At 72.1% G+C, this 15,346-nt stretch carries 13 protein-coding genes; 3 read left to right on the top strand and 10 right to left on the bottom strand.

The window, feature by feature from the left end:
- Nucleotides 1-110: 110 nt before the first annotated feature.
- The gene (locus tag ACH4U8_RS42420; protein ID WP_395783693.1) at nt 111-3,497 is read right to left on the bottom strand and encodes a LuxR C-terminal-related transcriptional regulator; all 3,387 of its coding nucleotides are present in this window, start codon (nt 3,495-3,497) and stop codon (nt 111-113) included.
- Nucleotides 3,498-3,585: 88 nt separating this feature from the next.
- On the opposite strand from ACH4U8_RS42420, the gene ACH4U8_RS42415 reads away from it, so the two are divergent.
- The gene (locus ACH4U8_RS42415) at nt 3,586-3,825 is read left to right on the top strand and encodes a DUF397 domain-containing protein (protein WP_360315194.1); all 240 of its coding nucleotides are present in this window, start codon (nt 3,586-3,588) and stop codon (nt 3,823-3,825) included.
- A 99-nt stretch (nt 3,826-3,924) separates the two neighbouring features.
- Nucleotides 3,925-4,875, top strand: a complete 951-nt coding sequence (locus tag ACH4U8_RS42410) for a helix-turn-helix domain-containing protein (RefSeq protein WP_395783691.1) — start codon at nt 3,925-3,927, stop codon at nt 4,873-4,875.
- A gap of 27 nt (nt 4,876-4,902) precedes the next feature.
- Here the strand turns inward: ACH4U8_RS42410 and ACH4U8_RS42405 are convergent, their stop codons facing one another.
- The 3 genes from ACH4U8_RS42405 to ACH4U8_RS42395 all read right to left on the bottom strand — a co-directional run bounded on the left by ACH4U8_RS42405 (nt 4,903) and on the right by ACH4U8_RS42395 (nt 7,555).
- Nucleotides 4,903-5,715, bottom strand: coding sequence for an SAM-dependent methyltransferase (locus ACH4U8_RS42405; RefSeq protein WP_379992062.1), 813 nt, complete (start codon nt 5,713-5,715; stop codon nt 4,903-4,905).
- Between the two features lie 198 nt (nt 5,716-5,913).
- Entirely contained in the window at nt 5,914-6,423 is a 510-nt protein-coding gene (locus ACH4U8_RS42400; RefSeq protein WP_360315188.1) for a hypothetical protein, read from the bottom strand.
- Nucleotides 6,413-7,555, bottom strand: coding sequence for a helix-turn-helix domain-containing protein (locus ACH4U8_RS42395; protein WP_395783689.1), 1,143 nt, complete (start codon nt 7,553-7,555; stop codon nt 6,413-6,415). The genes ACH4U8_RS42400 and ACH4U8_RS42395 overlap by 11 nt, the downstream gene beginning before the upstream one ends.
- Nucleotides 7,556-8,461: 906 nt before the next feature.
- Between ACH4U8_RS42395 and ACH4U8_RS42390 the strand changes: the two genes are divergently transcribed.
- Nucleotides 8,462-9,274 carry an SAM-dependent methyltransferase gene (locus ACH4U8_RS42390; protein ID WP_395783687.1) on the top strand — a complete coding sequence of 271 codons (813 nt, stop codon included), beginning with the start codon at nt 8,462-8,464 and terminating at the stop codon, nt 9,272-9,274.
- 94 nt (nt 9,275-9,368) lie between these two features.
- Here the strand turns inward: ACH4U8_RS42390 and ACH4U8_RS42385 are convergent, their stop codons facing one another.
- From ACH4U8_RS42385 to ACH4U8_RS42360, 6 genes are all read right to left on the bottom strand, one after another.
- Nucleotides 9,369-11,675, bottom strand: a complete 2,307-nt coding sequence (locus tag ACH4U8_RS42385) for an FtsX-like permease family protein (RefSeq protein ID WP_395783763.1) — start codon at nt 11,673-11,675, stop codon at nt 9,369-9,371.
- Nucleotides 11,676-11,695: 20 nt separating this feature from the next.
- Complete coding sequence (locus ACH4U8_RS42380; RefSeq protein ID WP_360315180.1) at nt 11,696-12,376, bottom strand: ABC transporter ATP-binding protein; 681 nt, start codon at nt 12,374-12,376, stop codon at nt 11,696-11,698.
- Nucleotides 12,373-12,897 (bottom strand): PadR family transcriptional regulator, encoded by a 525-nt coding sequence (locus tag ACH4U8_RS42375; protein ID WP_360315178.1) that lies wholly within the window; start codon nt 12,895-12,897, stop codon nt 12,373-12,375. Before ACH4U8_RS42375 ends, ACH4U8_RS42380 begins: the two co-directional genes overlap by 4 nt.
- A gap of 230 nt (nt 12,898-13,127) precedes the next feature.
- A complete protein-coding gene (locus tag ACH4U8_RS42370) occupies nt 13,128-13,919 on the bottom strand; it encodes a S1 family peptidase (RefSeq protein WP_395783685.1) in 792 nt (263 codons plus the stop codon).
- 181 nt (nt 13,920-14,100) lie between these two features.
- The gene (locus ACH4U8_RS42365) at nt 14,101-14,418 is read right to left on the bottom strand and encodes a peptidylprolyl isomerase (RefSeq protein WP_360315174.1); all 318 of its coding nucleotides are present in this window, start codon (nt 14,416-14,418) and stop codon (nt 14,101-14,103) included.
- 194 nt (nt 14,419-14,612) lie between these two features.
- Nucleotides 14,613-15,221, bottom strand: coding sequence for a PadR family transcriptional regulator (locus tag ACH4U8_RS42360; protein ID WP_360315172.1), 609 nt, complete (start codon nt 15,219-15,221; stop codon nt 14,613-14,615).
- Nucleotides 15,222-15,346 lie beyond the last annotated feature (125 nt).

Genomic DNA, 15,346 nt, shown 5'->3' with positions numbered 1-15,346 from the left:
CGGCCGAGGGCCGGGGTGCCGGACCCGGGCCCGGTCCGGCGGATCCTGGTGGATCGGGCCGCGTCGTCCGGTGCGGTGCCGGGCGGCGCGGCCCCACCGCCGGACCGGGCCTAGTTCGGCGCCAGGCGGGTGGACAGGGCGGAGCGGCCGGTGATGCCCAGCTTGCGGTAGACGTGGGTCAGGTGCACCTCGACCGTGCCGCGGGTGACGCACAGGAACTCGGCGATGGCACGGTTGGTGTGCCCGGCCGCGGCGAGTTCGGCGATCTGGCGTTCCGAGGGAGTCAGTGAGCCGGGACCGGACAGGCTGGTGCGGCGCAGTCGGCCGCCGCAGGCCAGCAGGTCCTTGTGCGCCCGCTCCACCAGCAGGTCCCAGCCGCACTCCTGGGCCAGGCCCATCCCGCGCCGCAACGACTGTCGGGCCGCGGCGGCCTGCCCGGCCAGCGCGTGGACCCGACCCGACTCGACGAGGGACTCGGCCAGTTGCAGTCGGGCTCCGGAGTTCTCCAGGACGGCGACCGACTCCTCCAGCAAGCGGGCCGCGACGCGCGGGGGTTCGATCCGGGCCCGGTTGCGCAGCGCCTCGCCGATGGTGGCCGCCGCACCCCAGCGCCGGGCCGTCTCCAGGCCCTCGTCCAGCAGTGACACCGCCTCGTCGCGTCGGTCCAGTTCGGTCAGCGCCAGGCCCGCGCCGCCGCGCCAGTCGCTCGACGCCGGGTTGACGATGCCCAGTTCGGCCAGTCGGCGGCCGCATTCCAGATAGTCGGCCAGTGCTCCGCGCAGGTCTCCCGTCGCATGGCGACATCGCCCGCGCACGCCCAACGCGGTGGCCCGCGCGCGCGGGACGCCCAGTGCCCCGCGCAACATCACGGCGGCGGTGTCGTATTGGCCCAGGACGACCCGGATCCGGGCCAGTTGCACCCGGGTGAGCTGGGCCAGTGCGGACAGTTCGGGGCCGCGCGCGAGTCGGCTGGCGGTGCGCGCCTCGGTCAGCGCCTCGGACAGGTTCCCGGCCCGCAGCGCGATGTCCGCGCACAGGCAGTGGGCGACCACGGCGGGCAGGCCGATCCGCGAGTGCGCGGGCCCGATCGCCGCGCCCGCGGTCAGACCGGCGGCCCAGGTGCGTGCCTCGTCCAGCCGGCCGGCCCAGGCCAGCACCACCACGCTGCGCAGCAGCAGCAGCCCCGAGGCGCTGCCTCGGGCCGGCTCGCCGGCGAGCGCGCGTTCGATCAGGTCCAGCGCCACCGTGCTCGGTTCGGCCCGGCACGCGCTGTCCGAGGCCAACGCGGCGAGCAGTTCGCGTTCGCCCGCGGTGACCCCGGTGACCTCGGCCGGGAGTTGGGCGCCGTACCGGATTTCCCGGGTCGAGGGGGCGCCACCGGGTGCCGCCTGGTGCATCACCGCGCGTAGCCGCAACCGCAGGTCCGGGTCGGGGCAGTCCTGTGCGGCCAGTTCGCCCAGCCGGGACGCGGCGCCGTGGGTCGGGCGCATCACCGATTCGACGCAGTCGCCCTCGCGCAACACCTGCGCATGGCACAGTTCGAGGATCGCCTCGGCGCGCTCGACCGGATCGGTGAGCAGCCGCAGTGCCTCCTCCAGATGGCGACCGGCGGCCTCGGGTGCGGTCGGCACCTCGGCCCGGCCGAGCAACACGAGCAGCCGCGCGCGGTGTTCCGGGGCCGGGTCGTCGCGCAGCGCGCGCCGGGCGTACTCGGCGCAGCGCAGCGTGGCCCCCGTCTCCAGCGCGATGCGCCCCGCCTCGTAGAGCACCGCGCCCGCCCAGGCGTGGTCGTCCGCGTCCAGCGTGTCGATCCGCAACAGGTGGTCGGCGACGCGCGTAACCGGCGCGCCGTAGTCGCCCAGCCGGCGGGCGGCCCGCAGGTGCCGATCGCGCAGCAGTGCCTCCGGGATGGTGTCGTGCACGGCGTCGCGCAACTCGGGGGTGCGGAACATCAACCGGCTGCCCGCCGGCGCCCGGCGCAGCGCGCCGATCCGGACCAGTTCGGCCAGCGGGCCGTCCAGCCGGTCCGGGCCGGTGCCCAGCAGGTCGGCCACGATGTCCAGGTCGGCGCCGTCGCCGAAGAGCGCGGTGGTCCGGGCCAGCGCCCGGACCCGTTCCGGTTGGCGGGCCAGTCGGGTGGTCACCGCCGCGGCCTCGATCCGGGCGGCGATCCGGCGGATGTGGTCGGCCCGGGTCAGCCGGGGCCTGCCGTCGACGTGGCCGGCGACACGGGTGATGCCCAGTTCGGGCGGCAGCCCGGCCTGGAGTTGGGCCTCGATCAGCCGGGTCAGGTATTCGGGCACGCCGCCGGTGACGTGGTGGCACAACCGGACGAAGGGGTCGTCGGGCACGCGCCCGGCGTAGGCCCGTTGGACGAGTTCGCGGGCGCTGTGCACGGAAAGCGGACGCAGCGTGGTCTCGTGGCAGGCGGCCTGGGCGCCGATGTCGTCGAGGACGTCCCGGGCCGGGAGGTCGTCGTCGGTGCGCACGCCCAGGACCACCAGCAACGGCAGCCGGGACAGGCGCCGGACCAGGTAGGCGAACCAGCGCAGCGAGGCGTCGTCCATCCACTGCGCGTGGTCGGCGACGATCACCCGGGGGCAGCGGCGCACGGCGGGCAGCAGTGCCTCGTAGAGTTCGTCGAAGAGTTGCCGATCGTTGTCGGGGACGGTGTGCGGCAGGGCTCGGCGCAGTTCGTCGAAGCGGCCGTCTCCGGGACTGTCCGTCGCGTCGTCGAAGCCGGTGAGCAACTGGCGCAGCGCGGCGAAGGGTTCGTGCGCGTCGCGGTGCTGGCAGGAGACCAGGATCGGCGCGGCGCCGGCCCGGCGTTGCCGGTCGGTGAACTCGACGAGCAGTGCGCGGCACCACATCCCGGACGGGGTGCGGATGATCACGGCGCGACCACCGGCGCCGGTTCGCGAGGCGCGTGCGTGCGCCAGCAGATCGGAAAGTTCGGATACCCGCTCCGGTTCCACTGAAGCGTTCCCCTTCCCCCGGGCGCGGCCCGCACCGCGGCGCTGTGCGGGGAGATGACAGCGTTGCTCGTCGGGAACGCCGCCGACGGCTCCCCGCGGGGCCGGTGCGGTGTGTCGCGATCGGGGACGTGGGGTGCCGCCGTCCCGTCCTGGTCCGGTCGTGCGTTGGTCGATCCGGTTCGTACGACGCCGCCCCCCGTGGTCGGGTTCCCGCGGTCGCGGAACCGCGGTGTGGGGCACGCCGATCAGCTCTGTCACACCGTCAGCGGGTTCCTTGTTACGCCATCGTGGCGGCCTGCCACAAGCCCCGATTGCCAACTGTGCGCAAGGATCTTGTGACCATCCGTCGAACGCCGGGCAACTTCGCTCGGGGCTTCGGCAAACCCCTGGATTTCGGCTGAATCCGGCCGCCGGCGACCGGATTCGAGGGGTCGCGTCGGCGAGTGGGCGCCGGGGGCACGGGCACTCTTTCGAGGGACTTCGCTCCGGGATTCCCGTGACTAGGCTTCTCGTCGGTTCCATGATGCAAATGCAGGTGGCTTTGCACGACGGCGGTCGCGTCCGTGATCGCGCCGTGGCGGCCACGAGCGGGCGGGATCGGGAGGGAATGATGAGCATGCGTGCCGGCAACGGGGATCCGGCGGACTCGTTCGGGTCCGTGACGTGGGTGAAGAGCAGTGCGAGCACGGCCGAGGGCAACTGCGTGGAACTGGCCGCGCTGCCCGGCGGGGAGGTCGCGGTCCGCAATTCACGGTTCGCGCGGGGACCCGCGCTGGTCTACACGCGAGCCGAGTTGGCCGCGTTCGTGGCGGGTGCCAAGAGCGGCGAGTTCGACTCCTTGATCGACTGATCCCGGCGGTTCGGCCGGACCGCGGCCGACCGGATCGACGGACAGGCGGGTTCCGAACTCGGGATAATGGGGCGTCGACATCCCATTCCTGGAGCCCGCATGTCCGCCGACCGCCCGGCCCGCGCACCGTCGATCGCACCCGTGGTGTCACTGACCCAGCAGAGCAGTCCGGCCGCCGCGGTGAAGGTACTGGGCGCCACACTGCGCAAGTTGCGCCTGGACAACGGCAAGGGACTCAAGGACGCGGCCGAGGCGATCCGGGCGTCGATGTCCAAGATCAGTCGGTTGGAGCGGGGCGAGAGTCCGCCGCGGGCCCGGGACGTCTTCGACCTGGTCCGCTTCTACGGCGTGCACGACGAGCAGTCCCTCTCCGAAATAGAGGAGTTGCTGAAGAAGGCGCTGGAGCGTGCCTGGTGGAGCCACTACAGCGACGTGTTGCCTGGCTGGTTGGCCCGGTTGATCGGCATGGAGGACGCGGCGGCCAAGATCGACACCTACGAGGTGCATGTGGTCCCGGGCCTGTTGCAGGTGCCCGCCTACACCCGCGCGATCGTCCGGACGGGGCTGCCCCGGGCGGATCGCGAGGAGGTCGAGCGCCGGATCGAACTGCGGCGACAGCGACAGGCGTTGCTCGCCGACGAGCGCCGGCCGGACCTGACCGCGCTGCTGGACGAGGGCATCCTGCGGCGGCCGGTCGGCGGTCCGGAGGTGATGGCCGAGCAGATGCGGCACCTGCTGGCGGAGTCGGCCCGGGACCGGATCAACATCCGGGTCGTGCGCTTCGACCGGGCGGCCAGCATCACCCCGCCGTCGCCGATGACGTATCTGCGCTTCGCCTCGGGCGGCCCGAGCGAGATGATCTACCTGGAACAGGCCAACAGTGCCACGTACTTGAGCAGGCGCACGGACATCGACGCCTATCGGGAGATCCTGCTGCGGCTCTGGGCCGTGGCCGAGGACCGCCAGTCCAGCCAACGCATGTTGCGCGACGCCGAGCAGCGCTTCACCGCGGCCGGCCGGGACCCGGACGATGCCCGGGCCCTGCCTTAGGCCGCACACCCGTCCCGCCGCGCCGGTTCAGGAAATTCGGCCCAGGCCGCCGTACTCGATCCACTCCTCGGTCTTCTGGCGCACGGTGACATGCGAGTCGGGCCGCCAGGTGGACACCTCGACCAGGCCCGGCTCCAGGATGGTCAGTCCGTCGAAGTAGCCGTCCACCTGTGCGGGTTCGCGCACGCGACCCCAGTTGTTCCCGGTCGCCTCGGCCATGAAGTCGCTGACCCCGTCCCGAATCGCCGGGTCGTCGCTGACCAGTTGGCAGATCACCATGAAGCTGCCCGCCGGCAGCCGCTCGGCGACCCGGCGGATCATCGCGGCGGGCTCGGCCGACTCGGGCAGGCAGTGCAGGACCGACACGAACAGCGCGGCGACCGGCTCGTCGAGGCGGATCAACCGGCGGACCTCGGGGTGCTCGAAAATGCCTTCGGTGTCGGTCATGTCCGCCTGGATCACCGCGGTGTTGTCGTTCTCCTCCAGCAACATCCGGCCGTGCGCCAACACGATGGGGTCGTTGTCGACGTAGACCACCCGGGCCGCCGGGTCGACACCCTGGGCCACCTGGTGCACGTTCTCCCGGGTCGGCAGACCCGATCCGTGGTCCAGGAACTGCCGGATCCCGTATTCGGCGGCCAGCACCCGGACCACCCGCTGCAGGAACGCCCGGTTGTTGAGCGCGAGTTCGCAGGTGCTCGGGACGATCTTGAGCAGTTCCTCGCAGGCCGCCCGATCGGCGGGGTAGTTGTCCGTGCCGCCGAGGTACCAGTCGTACATCCGGGCCGCGCTGGGTGTGTCCACGTCGATCTCGGAAACGTGTTTCTCCCCGTGCCCCATGCCGCCCCCTCGATGTCGCGCCCGCGGGTGCGCCGCCACCGTCCCGACGCCCACCGGCCATGCTAGGCGCGCGGGTGCCGCGGGGGCAGGTACTCGTCCCGGAAGCACCCACACGTTCGCGGCGCGAAACGGGGTGCGCGGGGACACGGCGGAGGGAGAAACGGGTCGCGCGCGAGGGAACGCGCGACCCGCGCCCTCTCATCGCTCGTACTGCCCGGGCCCGATCTCGCCGGCGGGGCCGCGGCCGAGGGCTTTGACCACGTCGGTGGGCAGGCTGCGTTCGGCCGACACCAGGTGCGCCGCCACCTCGGGCGGCTCGGCGCCCATCAGGTCGGCGGTCGCGGTGAGCGTCAGGCCCAGGCGATAGTGCAGCAGCACCGCGTCCGCCTGCGGCCACGGCAGCGCGTCGTGCAGGGGGTTGGACACGGGCCCGGGCGAACCGGTGACCGCGCGGCCCAGAATGCGCCAGGCCCCGGCGGTCGGCTTCGGCCCCCGCAGGATGTCCGGCCAGTTCGTGGCCAGTTCGGCGACCGCCGACTGCACGGCCCGTTCGCCGCGGATCGGATCGCCCACCCGCAGCCGGGCGTACTGCGCCCAACGCGGGCGGTACAGCAGGCAGAACGCGGCGAAGTCGAGCGGAGCACGGGACCGCCCGACCACCACGACGCCGGCGACGCCGGATCGCCCCGAGGCCGGATCACGGGACATCGGCACCACCGGACCGGGCCGGCGCGTCCCGATCCACGTCACCGGGCCGTGCGGCCGCCCCCGGGTCCACCTCGCCGGCCCGGCTGTGCCCTCCCGGACCGGGCCCGCCGAGCGCGCCGAACGCCAGTCCGCCGGCCGGGAATCCGGCATCGCCGAGGCGGATCAACACGCCGTAGTGCACCTGGGTCCACAGTCTGCGCACCACGTCCGGATGCGCCCCCAGGCGTTCGGCCAGGACCTCGGCGCCGGCCCGATCCGGGATCAGTGCGCCGGCCAGGATGCGCGCCGGCGCATCGGCGGTCAGCGGCGGCGCGCCGAGCAGCTCCGGTGCGGGTCGCCCGGCGGCCAACCACAACCCGCGCAACATCGCCGCCAGCAGCTCGACCAGGTCGCGCAGTTCGCGCCGGATGCCGTGATCGATGCCCCGCGAGCACTCCCACAACGCCCGCAACTCGTGGGCGTCGCCGCCCAGTTTCCCGACCAGCGTCTCCACCACCGGCCACGACGCCCACACCTCGCCGGCCAGGATGCGATCCAGGAACCCCTCGCTGATGCCGGCCTGCCAGGCCAGGTCGGCGACGGTGATCCCCTCGACCCGGCGCAGTTCGCGCAACGCGGCGGCCAACCGCTCCCCCGCGTATTGCGCGCTGGACAGGTCCTCGTCGTGACCGGCGTCCGCGCCGGGATGCGCCCGGGCACCCAACCGCGCGGCCAATTGCGCGGACCACTGCGGGCGCGGCGGGATCCGCGCGGCCGGATGCGCCTCGCCCACCACCGCCCGATAGCGCCGGGTCTCCCCGCTCAGCCGATCCGCGTACGCCAGGCGCACCCGCAGCGGCTCGCGGGTGCGCTCGGCCTCCTCCAGGGCGCAGGCCACCCGGCGCAGGATCGCCACGATGCCCGCCTCCAGGCCCTGCGGGTCGGCCGGGTCGCTCGGATCGCTCGGCTCGATCGGGCCGAGCGGGTCGTCCGGACCGACCGGCGCCGGCGCCCCACGTTCGCGTTCGCGCGCCCGCTGCGCCCGCCGTCGACACGTCGGATCGCAGTACAGCCGCTTGCGGCCGGTCGCCATGCGCTGGGCGAAGCGCCGCCCGCACGCCGCGCACCTGGTGATGCCCCTTTGGGCGTTCATTCCCTGTTTCTCCTTCCGGTTCCGGGCGAGGCGATCACGGAATCCGCCGTAGGGCGGTGCACACGCACCGCGCCACCGGCGCCTCGGCGCTCGGCCGGAGCTGGACATCCGCAATCTCCGCACTCTCCGTCGTTTCCTCGGAGGGAAACCACGGCATGGTGCATTCGGGAATCGTCGAGGGGTGCTGGGACAACTCTCCGGCGGATAATTCGATCAACATCCGTGATTCCTTGATCGTTGTTCCCGACGACCCCGGAGCGATGCTCGCCATCCGGGGTCGTTCGATGTTCCGGAAGCTACTCCCAGACTTTCCCGGACATCAACGAATCCACGGAAATGCAAATGCGCGGCGCCCGCCTCCGCGCTCCCGAACCGGTCGAGGACGTCCTCTCCGACCGACCACATCGACCGGTCGACGCACCGGGAACCGCAGGTCCCGAGGCACAAACGCACATACGCCAACGAGACTCGATCGGAAAACGTCAAAGCCTCGGAACGGCCCCATTTCCACGCCCATCATGGAGAGGACGGGCCCGGTCGTCGAATCCACCCTCCCGAGTGACACCCATGCAATTGCATATGCAAAAGGCCGACCTCCGCCCGGATTCGAAAATGCCGACAATACCGACACCCTTCTCGCCCGCGACGCTCCCGCGTCCGCGCCGGCGCATCCGCACACTCGGAACCGACCGCCCGCGCACAACCCCCGGAAAACGCGCGGACCCGACGGCGCGGACCGGCGGCCCCGGCAACCGATCGCGGCCCGACACGCCCATACACCGCAGCCGGCCGATCCACACGGGCCTGGCACAATGGTTCGGGAATCGGTTCGATCGCGCCGATCGACGCAACCTTTCGTTCGGAGCGTGCCGACCGAACGGCGTCCAGGGATAAGGAACCACCCCCGTGAGCGAGAGTCGACCCGCCGAGGGCCCGCCGACATCGAGCCAGGACTTGGCGCACAACGCCCGAGTCTGGAACCACTGGTTGGGCGGCAAGGACAACTACCCGATCGACCGCAAGGTCGGCGACCACGTCACCGACATGTTCCCCTCGATCGGCGAAGTCGCCCGGGCGGACCGCGTCTTCCTGGGCCGCGCGGTGCGGTTCCTGGCCGGCGAGGTGGGCGTGGACCAGTTCCTGGACATCGGCACCGGGCTGCCCACCGCCGACAACACGCACGAGGTCGCCCAACGGGTGAACCCCGCCGCGCGGATCGTCTACGTGGACAACGACCCGCTGGTGCTCGCGCACGCCCGCGCCCTGCTCACCAGCACCCCCGAAGGCGCCACGGACTACATCGACGCCGACGCCCACCACCCGGACACCATCCTCCGGGCCGCCGCGGCGACGCTGGACTTCGAGCGGCCGGTCGCGGTGATGTTGCTGGGCAGCCTCAACTTCATCCTGGACACCGACGAGGCGGTGGACATCGTCCGCAAACTGATGGCCGCGGTGCCCTCGGGCAGCCACCTCGTGGTGACCCACCCGACCACCGAACTGGGCGGCGAGGGCAACGTCGAGGCGATGCGTTTTTGGAACGAGAACGCCAAGCCGCCGATCACCGCGCGCAGCCGCGCCGAGTTCGAGCGGTTCTTCGAGGGCCTGGAGCTGCTCGAACCGGGCATCGTCTCCTGCGCACGCTGGCGCGCCGCCTCCCCCACCGACGAACTTCCGCCGGTCGTACCGCAGTTCGGCGCGGTCGCCCGCAAACCCTGAGCACCCACCACGGCACCGCCCCGAACCCGCCACCGAGTGGCCGCTCCCACGGCCGCCCGGTGGCGGGTTCGCTCGCGAGAGATGCCCGCGCCCCCTACTCCGTGCGCAGCCCGTCCGGGCGCATCAGCCGCCACAGCGGCGGCAGGCTCAGCGCCGTGACCAGCAGCACCACCCCCGCGCCGATCCCGATCATCGACGCCATGCCGGTCCAGTCCACGGTGAACGGCCGACCCACCATCCCCAGCAGCGCGGCACCCAGCCCCACGCCCGTGCCCGCCGCGAGCACCAGGCCCAGGGCGACCGGAACCGCCGTCTGGTACAGCACCGACCAGCTCAGCGTGCTGCGCCTGGTGCCGAACGCGACCAGCACCGACAACAACTTCCGCCGCTCGCGCAGTTGCTCCAGCATGGTCACCAGCAGACTCGCGCCGATCAGCAGCAGCACCACGGCCGTGCCGATGAACAGCGCCGTGCGCACGTTCGCGAACCGCCGCGACTCCTGGGTCCGGGACAGGTCGTAGACCGTGGACAGCGGATCGACCCGGGCGGCGGCGTTGCGGACCAGGTCCCGAGCGTCCGGGACGGTCGGGTCGATCTGCACGTCCATCGAGTAGGTCAGTTTCCTGGTCGCCGCCGCGGGCACCGCGCCCGGCGTCGCCAACACCCCGTCGTAGCGCGTCCCGTGCGCGTCGGCTCGACCCGGCACGGTCGGCGCGGCCGCGGGAATCCGCCACGGCGTGCGCGACGGGGCCGCCCCCACGATCATCCCGTAGGCCGGATCGATGACCACCTGCCGACCGGGGGTCGGCCGCATCTCGCCGACGACCCGGTCCGAGGACCCGCTCGCCTCGATGATGAACGCGTCACCGTCGGCGCAGCGCTCGATCCGGGCCAGTTCGCGCAGTGCGTCGCACGTCCCGATGGTCAGCGTCGTCCCCTCGGCCGGGTTGTCGCCCCGATCGCCGATCCGGGTGCCCGAGTGCCCGAAGGCACTGCGCACCCCCTTGGTCCGGCGGATCCCGTCGGTGATCTCGGTGACCCGGTCGCTGCCGATCAACCCGCTGGACGACACCGACATCTGCGCCCGGGCGGTGTCCTGGCCGGTGTCCCTGACGTAGTCCTTCTCGATGCCCATGAAGAGCATCTGCAGAGCGATCGCACCGGCCACCGCGACCGCGATCCCGTTGACCGAACGGGACGCCGCACCGCTGCCCAGTTGCAGCCGACGCACCGCGAGTTGCCACGACACCCGGCCCGCGCCGAGTCGGGCCACCATCGCCTCGACCAGCCACGGCAACAACGCGGTGACCCCGAACAGCAGGAGCACCGTGCCGCCGATCACCTGGAACCGGTTGAACTCCCCGGCGTCGGCGCCCCGACGGATCAACGGGAAGAGCAGGGCCACGCCCACGACCGGCAGCAGCAACCGCCACCACACCCGGCGCCGGGCCGGGGTACCGGTACGCACCACCCCGAGCGGCTCGATCACCACCGAACGCAGCGCGAACAGCGTCACCGCGACGGCGGCGGCAGGCACCGCGAGCACCACCAGGACGACCAGCGGCACACTCGGATCCAGGTCGCCGGGAAAGATGCTCAGGTCGAACGCCGCCGCCGCGCCGGTCAGTTGCCGACCGATCAGGAAGAAGCCGAGCCCGAGGACCAGCCCGAACAACGATCCCGCGAGCGCCTCGCCGGCCGCGATCCATCGGGTGGTCCGGGCATCCGCACCGACCAGCCGCAGCGCCGCGAGCCGCCGGTCGCGCCGGTCGCCGCCGAACCGCACGGCCGTGGCGATCAGCACCGCAACCGGCATCAGCAGCACCACGAACATCACCACGACGAGCAGGAGCAGCCGGGGATCCAGCTTTTCCGCGGGGAAATCATTGCCGAACGCGGTGATCCGGACCGCCGTGTTCGAGTCCCCGGTGAGGGCGTCGCTGCCGAGGTAGAAGGTCAGGTCGTCCGGACCGATCAGGCCCCGGTCGGCGATTTTTCCGGCCGTACGGTAGGGCAGGCGCTCCTTGAGCAGCGCGCCCCGCTTCGAGGCCAGCAGGTCGGCCAGGGCGGGCGAGACCATCATCTCGCCCGGGGCGGGCAACCGGCTGAGCCCCGGCGGGACCGGCGCCCGGGGCCCCTCCGCGCGAAGCGCCCGGCCGCGGATGTCGTCGCCCTTGTAGGTGGTGTCGATCGTGGCGACCAGCAGGGTGTTCTCGGCGGCCTGCTGCGCCCGCCCCGACAACTCGTCCCGACCACGCCCGCGGTCGTCCCGCGCGCCCAGCGCCCCGGGGATCGCGGTGGTCAGCAGCAGCAGCGCCACGCCGAGGCCGACCCCGATCGCGGTCAGCAGCGTTCGGGTCCAACCCTCCCGGCCGCCGGTGACCGCGAAGCCGGCGCCCATCCTCAGATCGCGGAACACGTTCACGCGGCACGCGCCATGTCCCGTGACCGGCCGTCGCGGACGACGATCTCCCGGTCGGAGTAGGCGGCGATCCGGGCCTCGTGGGTGACCAGCACGACCGCGGCCTTGGTGGTGCGGGCGGCCTCGATCAGCAGCTTCATCACCCGTTCCCCGTTCAGCGAGTCCAGCGCACCGGTGGGCTCGTCGGCGAAGACCACGCGGGGGCGGATCACCAGGGCTCGGGCCACCGCGATGCGCTGGCCCTGGCCGCCGGAGATCTCCCCGGGTCGTTGGCCCGCGAGGTCGGCGACCTCCAGGCGCTCCATCCACTCCCGCGCCTTCGACTCGGCCTCCCGGCGCTTGACCGCGTTCAGCCGCAGCGGCAGCGCGACGTTCTCCAGGCAGGTCAACTCGGGTACCAACTGGCCGAACTGGAAGACGAAGCCGAAGTCGCTCCGGCGCAGTGCGCTGCGCCGGGCGTCCGACATGGCGGTCAGGTCGCCGCCGTCGTAGCGGATGGTGCCGGAGTCGGGGCGGACGATGCCGGCCAGACAGTGCAGCAGGGTGGACTTGCCCGATCCGGACGGACCCATGATGGCGACGATCTCGCCCGCGCCGATGGTGAACTCGGCACCGGCCAGTGCGGGCGTCGCGCCATACGTCTTGTGCAGCTCGTGGCCGCTGAGCAGGGCGTCGGTCACTTGCGGAGCTCCTGGGTGAGTTCGCCGAGGCGGGCGGTGGTCAGTTCCAGCCAGCGCAGGTCGGCTTCGAGGTGGAACAGCGCGTGGTCGCAGATCAATCGGTCGCTGAGATCGCCGTCGAGCTTGCGCCGGGTGAGGTCGCGCATCATCCGCAGATGTTCGGCGCGTTGGGTGTCGAGGATCTCGTTGGCGTCCCGGCCGGTGAGCAGCGCGAGCACGACCTTGGTGTAGAGCGTCGACTGGAGGTAGGGCTCGGGCTTCTCGGGTTGGCCGAGCCACTGCTCGACGTCGGTGACGCCGGCGTCGGTGATCGAGTAGCGCTTGCGCTCGGGCCCGCCGCTGGTTTCGAGGCCGTCTATCTCCACGAGCCCGTTCTTCAGCAGCCGCGACATGGTCGAGTAGACCTGGCCGTAGGCGAGCGAACGATCCCGGCCGAAGCGTTCGTCGAAGCTGCGTTTGAGGTCGTAGCCGTGGCAGGGCCCGGACTCCAGGAGTCCGAGCAGGGTGTGTCCGATTGACATGCGGAGGACTATACACACCAGGTATACCTGGTGTGTATAGCGGGCTCGACGAGGTCGGGACGCTCCGATCGACGGGGGCGGGAGGCCCCAACGAAGAGGGCGCGCCGCCCTGTCGGCGACGCGCCCTCGACCTGATCGATGCACTTGTTCGGGCACGCGAGCCGGGTCCGGCGGGCTACGAATCGGCCGGCCCGCCACCGCTCACGCGCCGCCCCGCCGCCGCGGACGGCTCAGAGGCCGAGGCCCTTGGTCACCGCACTCGCCCGGGTGAACACCGACTCGGGCTGCTCGCCCGTGCAGTACTTGTTGCCGGTGGACACGATCCCGATCAGCTTGCCCTTCTCCACCAGCGGCCCGCCCGAGTCGCCGCGGCAGATGCTGCTGCCGGGGTTGTTCGCCGGCGCCTGGCCGCACACCCGGGTGGCCGGGCTGTCCGTGGGGAACGTGTAGGGCGCGCACTCGGCAAGCGGTGCGAGCACCAGGGTGGTCTGCTTGAGCCGCGTGGTCGACACGCCGCCGTCCGTCTTGCCCCACCCGTAGACCTTCGCCTGGTTGCCGACCCGGTAGAGCGCGTCGTCCTTGGCGCCGGCGATCGGCAACGGCTGCTGCTTCAGCGGTCGGTCCAGGTCCAGCACGGCGGCGTCGTAGGTGAGCGTGCCCTGCTCGAACTTCGGGTGCACCCTGCTCTTGGTGACCGCGCGGGTCTGTCCGCCCGTACCCGCCAGGTCCAGCCGCCCGGCGACCACGGTGATCGCGGTCGGGTCGTCCAGGCCGCTCACGCAGTGCGCCGCGGTGAGCACCTTCTTCGGGGCCACCAGCGTTCCGCCGCAAAGCTGTTGGCCGTCCGCGGTGAACAGGGCCACGGCGTACGGCGCGGCGCCGGCGGGCGCGTCGGTGCCGAAACGCACGGCCGAGGCGGGTGCCGCGCAGACACCGATGGTGGCGAGCGCGACGGTCGCCGCCGCGAACATCTTCACCGACGTGCGTCCGCAGGTGTCCTGCGTCTGCCGAGTACGAATCATCTCGCGATCCCTTTCGATCGGACGGCCGTGCGACGTGGGCTCCCGGCGGAGCCGACGGCTCTACTCCCTGCACGCGCGCGGTCGCCCTGCGGATGCATTCCCGTTCGCTCCGGCACCATCCGCCGCCGACGCGGACCCGCACCGAACGGCCCCGACGGACCGCGGCCGGTCCGCCCGCCCGTCAGTCCTCGTCGACGAAGCGGGCCGGACGGGTGTTCGCGAGCTTGATGATGTGGAAGCCGTACTGGGACGCGACGAGGTCGCTGAACTGGCCCGGGCGCAGCTTGACCAACGCCTCGGCGAACGCCTCCGCGTAGTCGTCCTCCTGCCCCCAGCCGAGATCGCCGCCGTGCGCCGCGGACAGCGGGTCCTTGGACCGTTTCCGGGCGATCTCGCCGAACCGGCCCGGATCCCGGGCGAGTTCGTCGAGGATCGCGCGGCCCTCGCTCTCGGTCTCCACTGCGATGTGCAGGGCGTGGTACTCCAGCGCGTCGGACAAGGTCGCTCCCGGGGTCGTCGCCACCCGGCGCGCCCGGGCCGAGCGCGGTCACCGAGTCGTCGATCATGTGGATGATACGGCCGCCACCCGACCGAACCGGCCCGCCCCGGACGCGGCGCGTCGGCCGCGCGAGAACGGCCGGCGGGGCGGCGACCCGCCCGAGTCGGTGCGGGCCGCGTCGGCGCGTTCGGGCGCTACTGCGCCACCGGCTCCGCGAACGCCGCGAGCGAATCCTGGCTCCAGCTCAGCCGACCCTCGGCCAGGTCGACCAACACCGCCTGCACCCAGGCCAGTTCCGCCCCGGTGACCGCACGCAGGTATTCGTCCTCCAGGGTCAGCACCCGCGGCAGGGCGAACCCGGCCGCGTTCGTCGCGTCCGCGTCGAGCGCCGCCAGATCGGCGACGAGCCGGTCCCGACGCCGGGTGAGCAGTGCGCGCGTGGTCTCCGGGGTGAGCAGGGCCAGGAAGGACAGCGCGGCGGGGAACTCGGGGAACTCGTTGCGCGGGGTGTCGAGCATCTCGGCCATCCAGGTGTGGCACGCGATCCGACCCGCCTCGGTGATCTCGTAGACGGTGCGCTCCGGGTACTGCTGATCGCGTTCGGTCTCGCGCACCGCGACCAGGTCGGCCTCGCGCAGCCGATTGATCGTCTTGTACAGCGACGCGCGCTGGCCCACGTTGACGACCTTGTCCTTGCCCCACTGCTTGATCCGCTGCTGGATCGCGTACGGGTGCATCGGCTCGCGGTAGAGCAGCCCCAGCAGCGCCAGGGCCAGCGGTGATCTGCGGAAGGTCGTCGTCATGTGCCTCAGCGTACTGGATGCCCGGAAACTAACTCCAGTGATACTAGTTGCCGAAACACTAGTCGCCATGCCACTATTCATGTATCGGCAGCGAGCGGGGAAATCCGGCCCCGCCGTCGGCCGAG

The organism is Embleya sp. NPDC020886 (assembly GCF_044333915.1).
Lineage (GTDB): Bacteria > Actinomycetota > Actinomycetes > Streptomycetales > Streptomycetaceae > Embleya.
The sequence above is the reverse complement of the archived record's forward strand: the minus strand, read 5'-3'. Positions and strand labels throughout refer to the sequence as shown.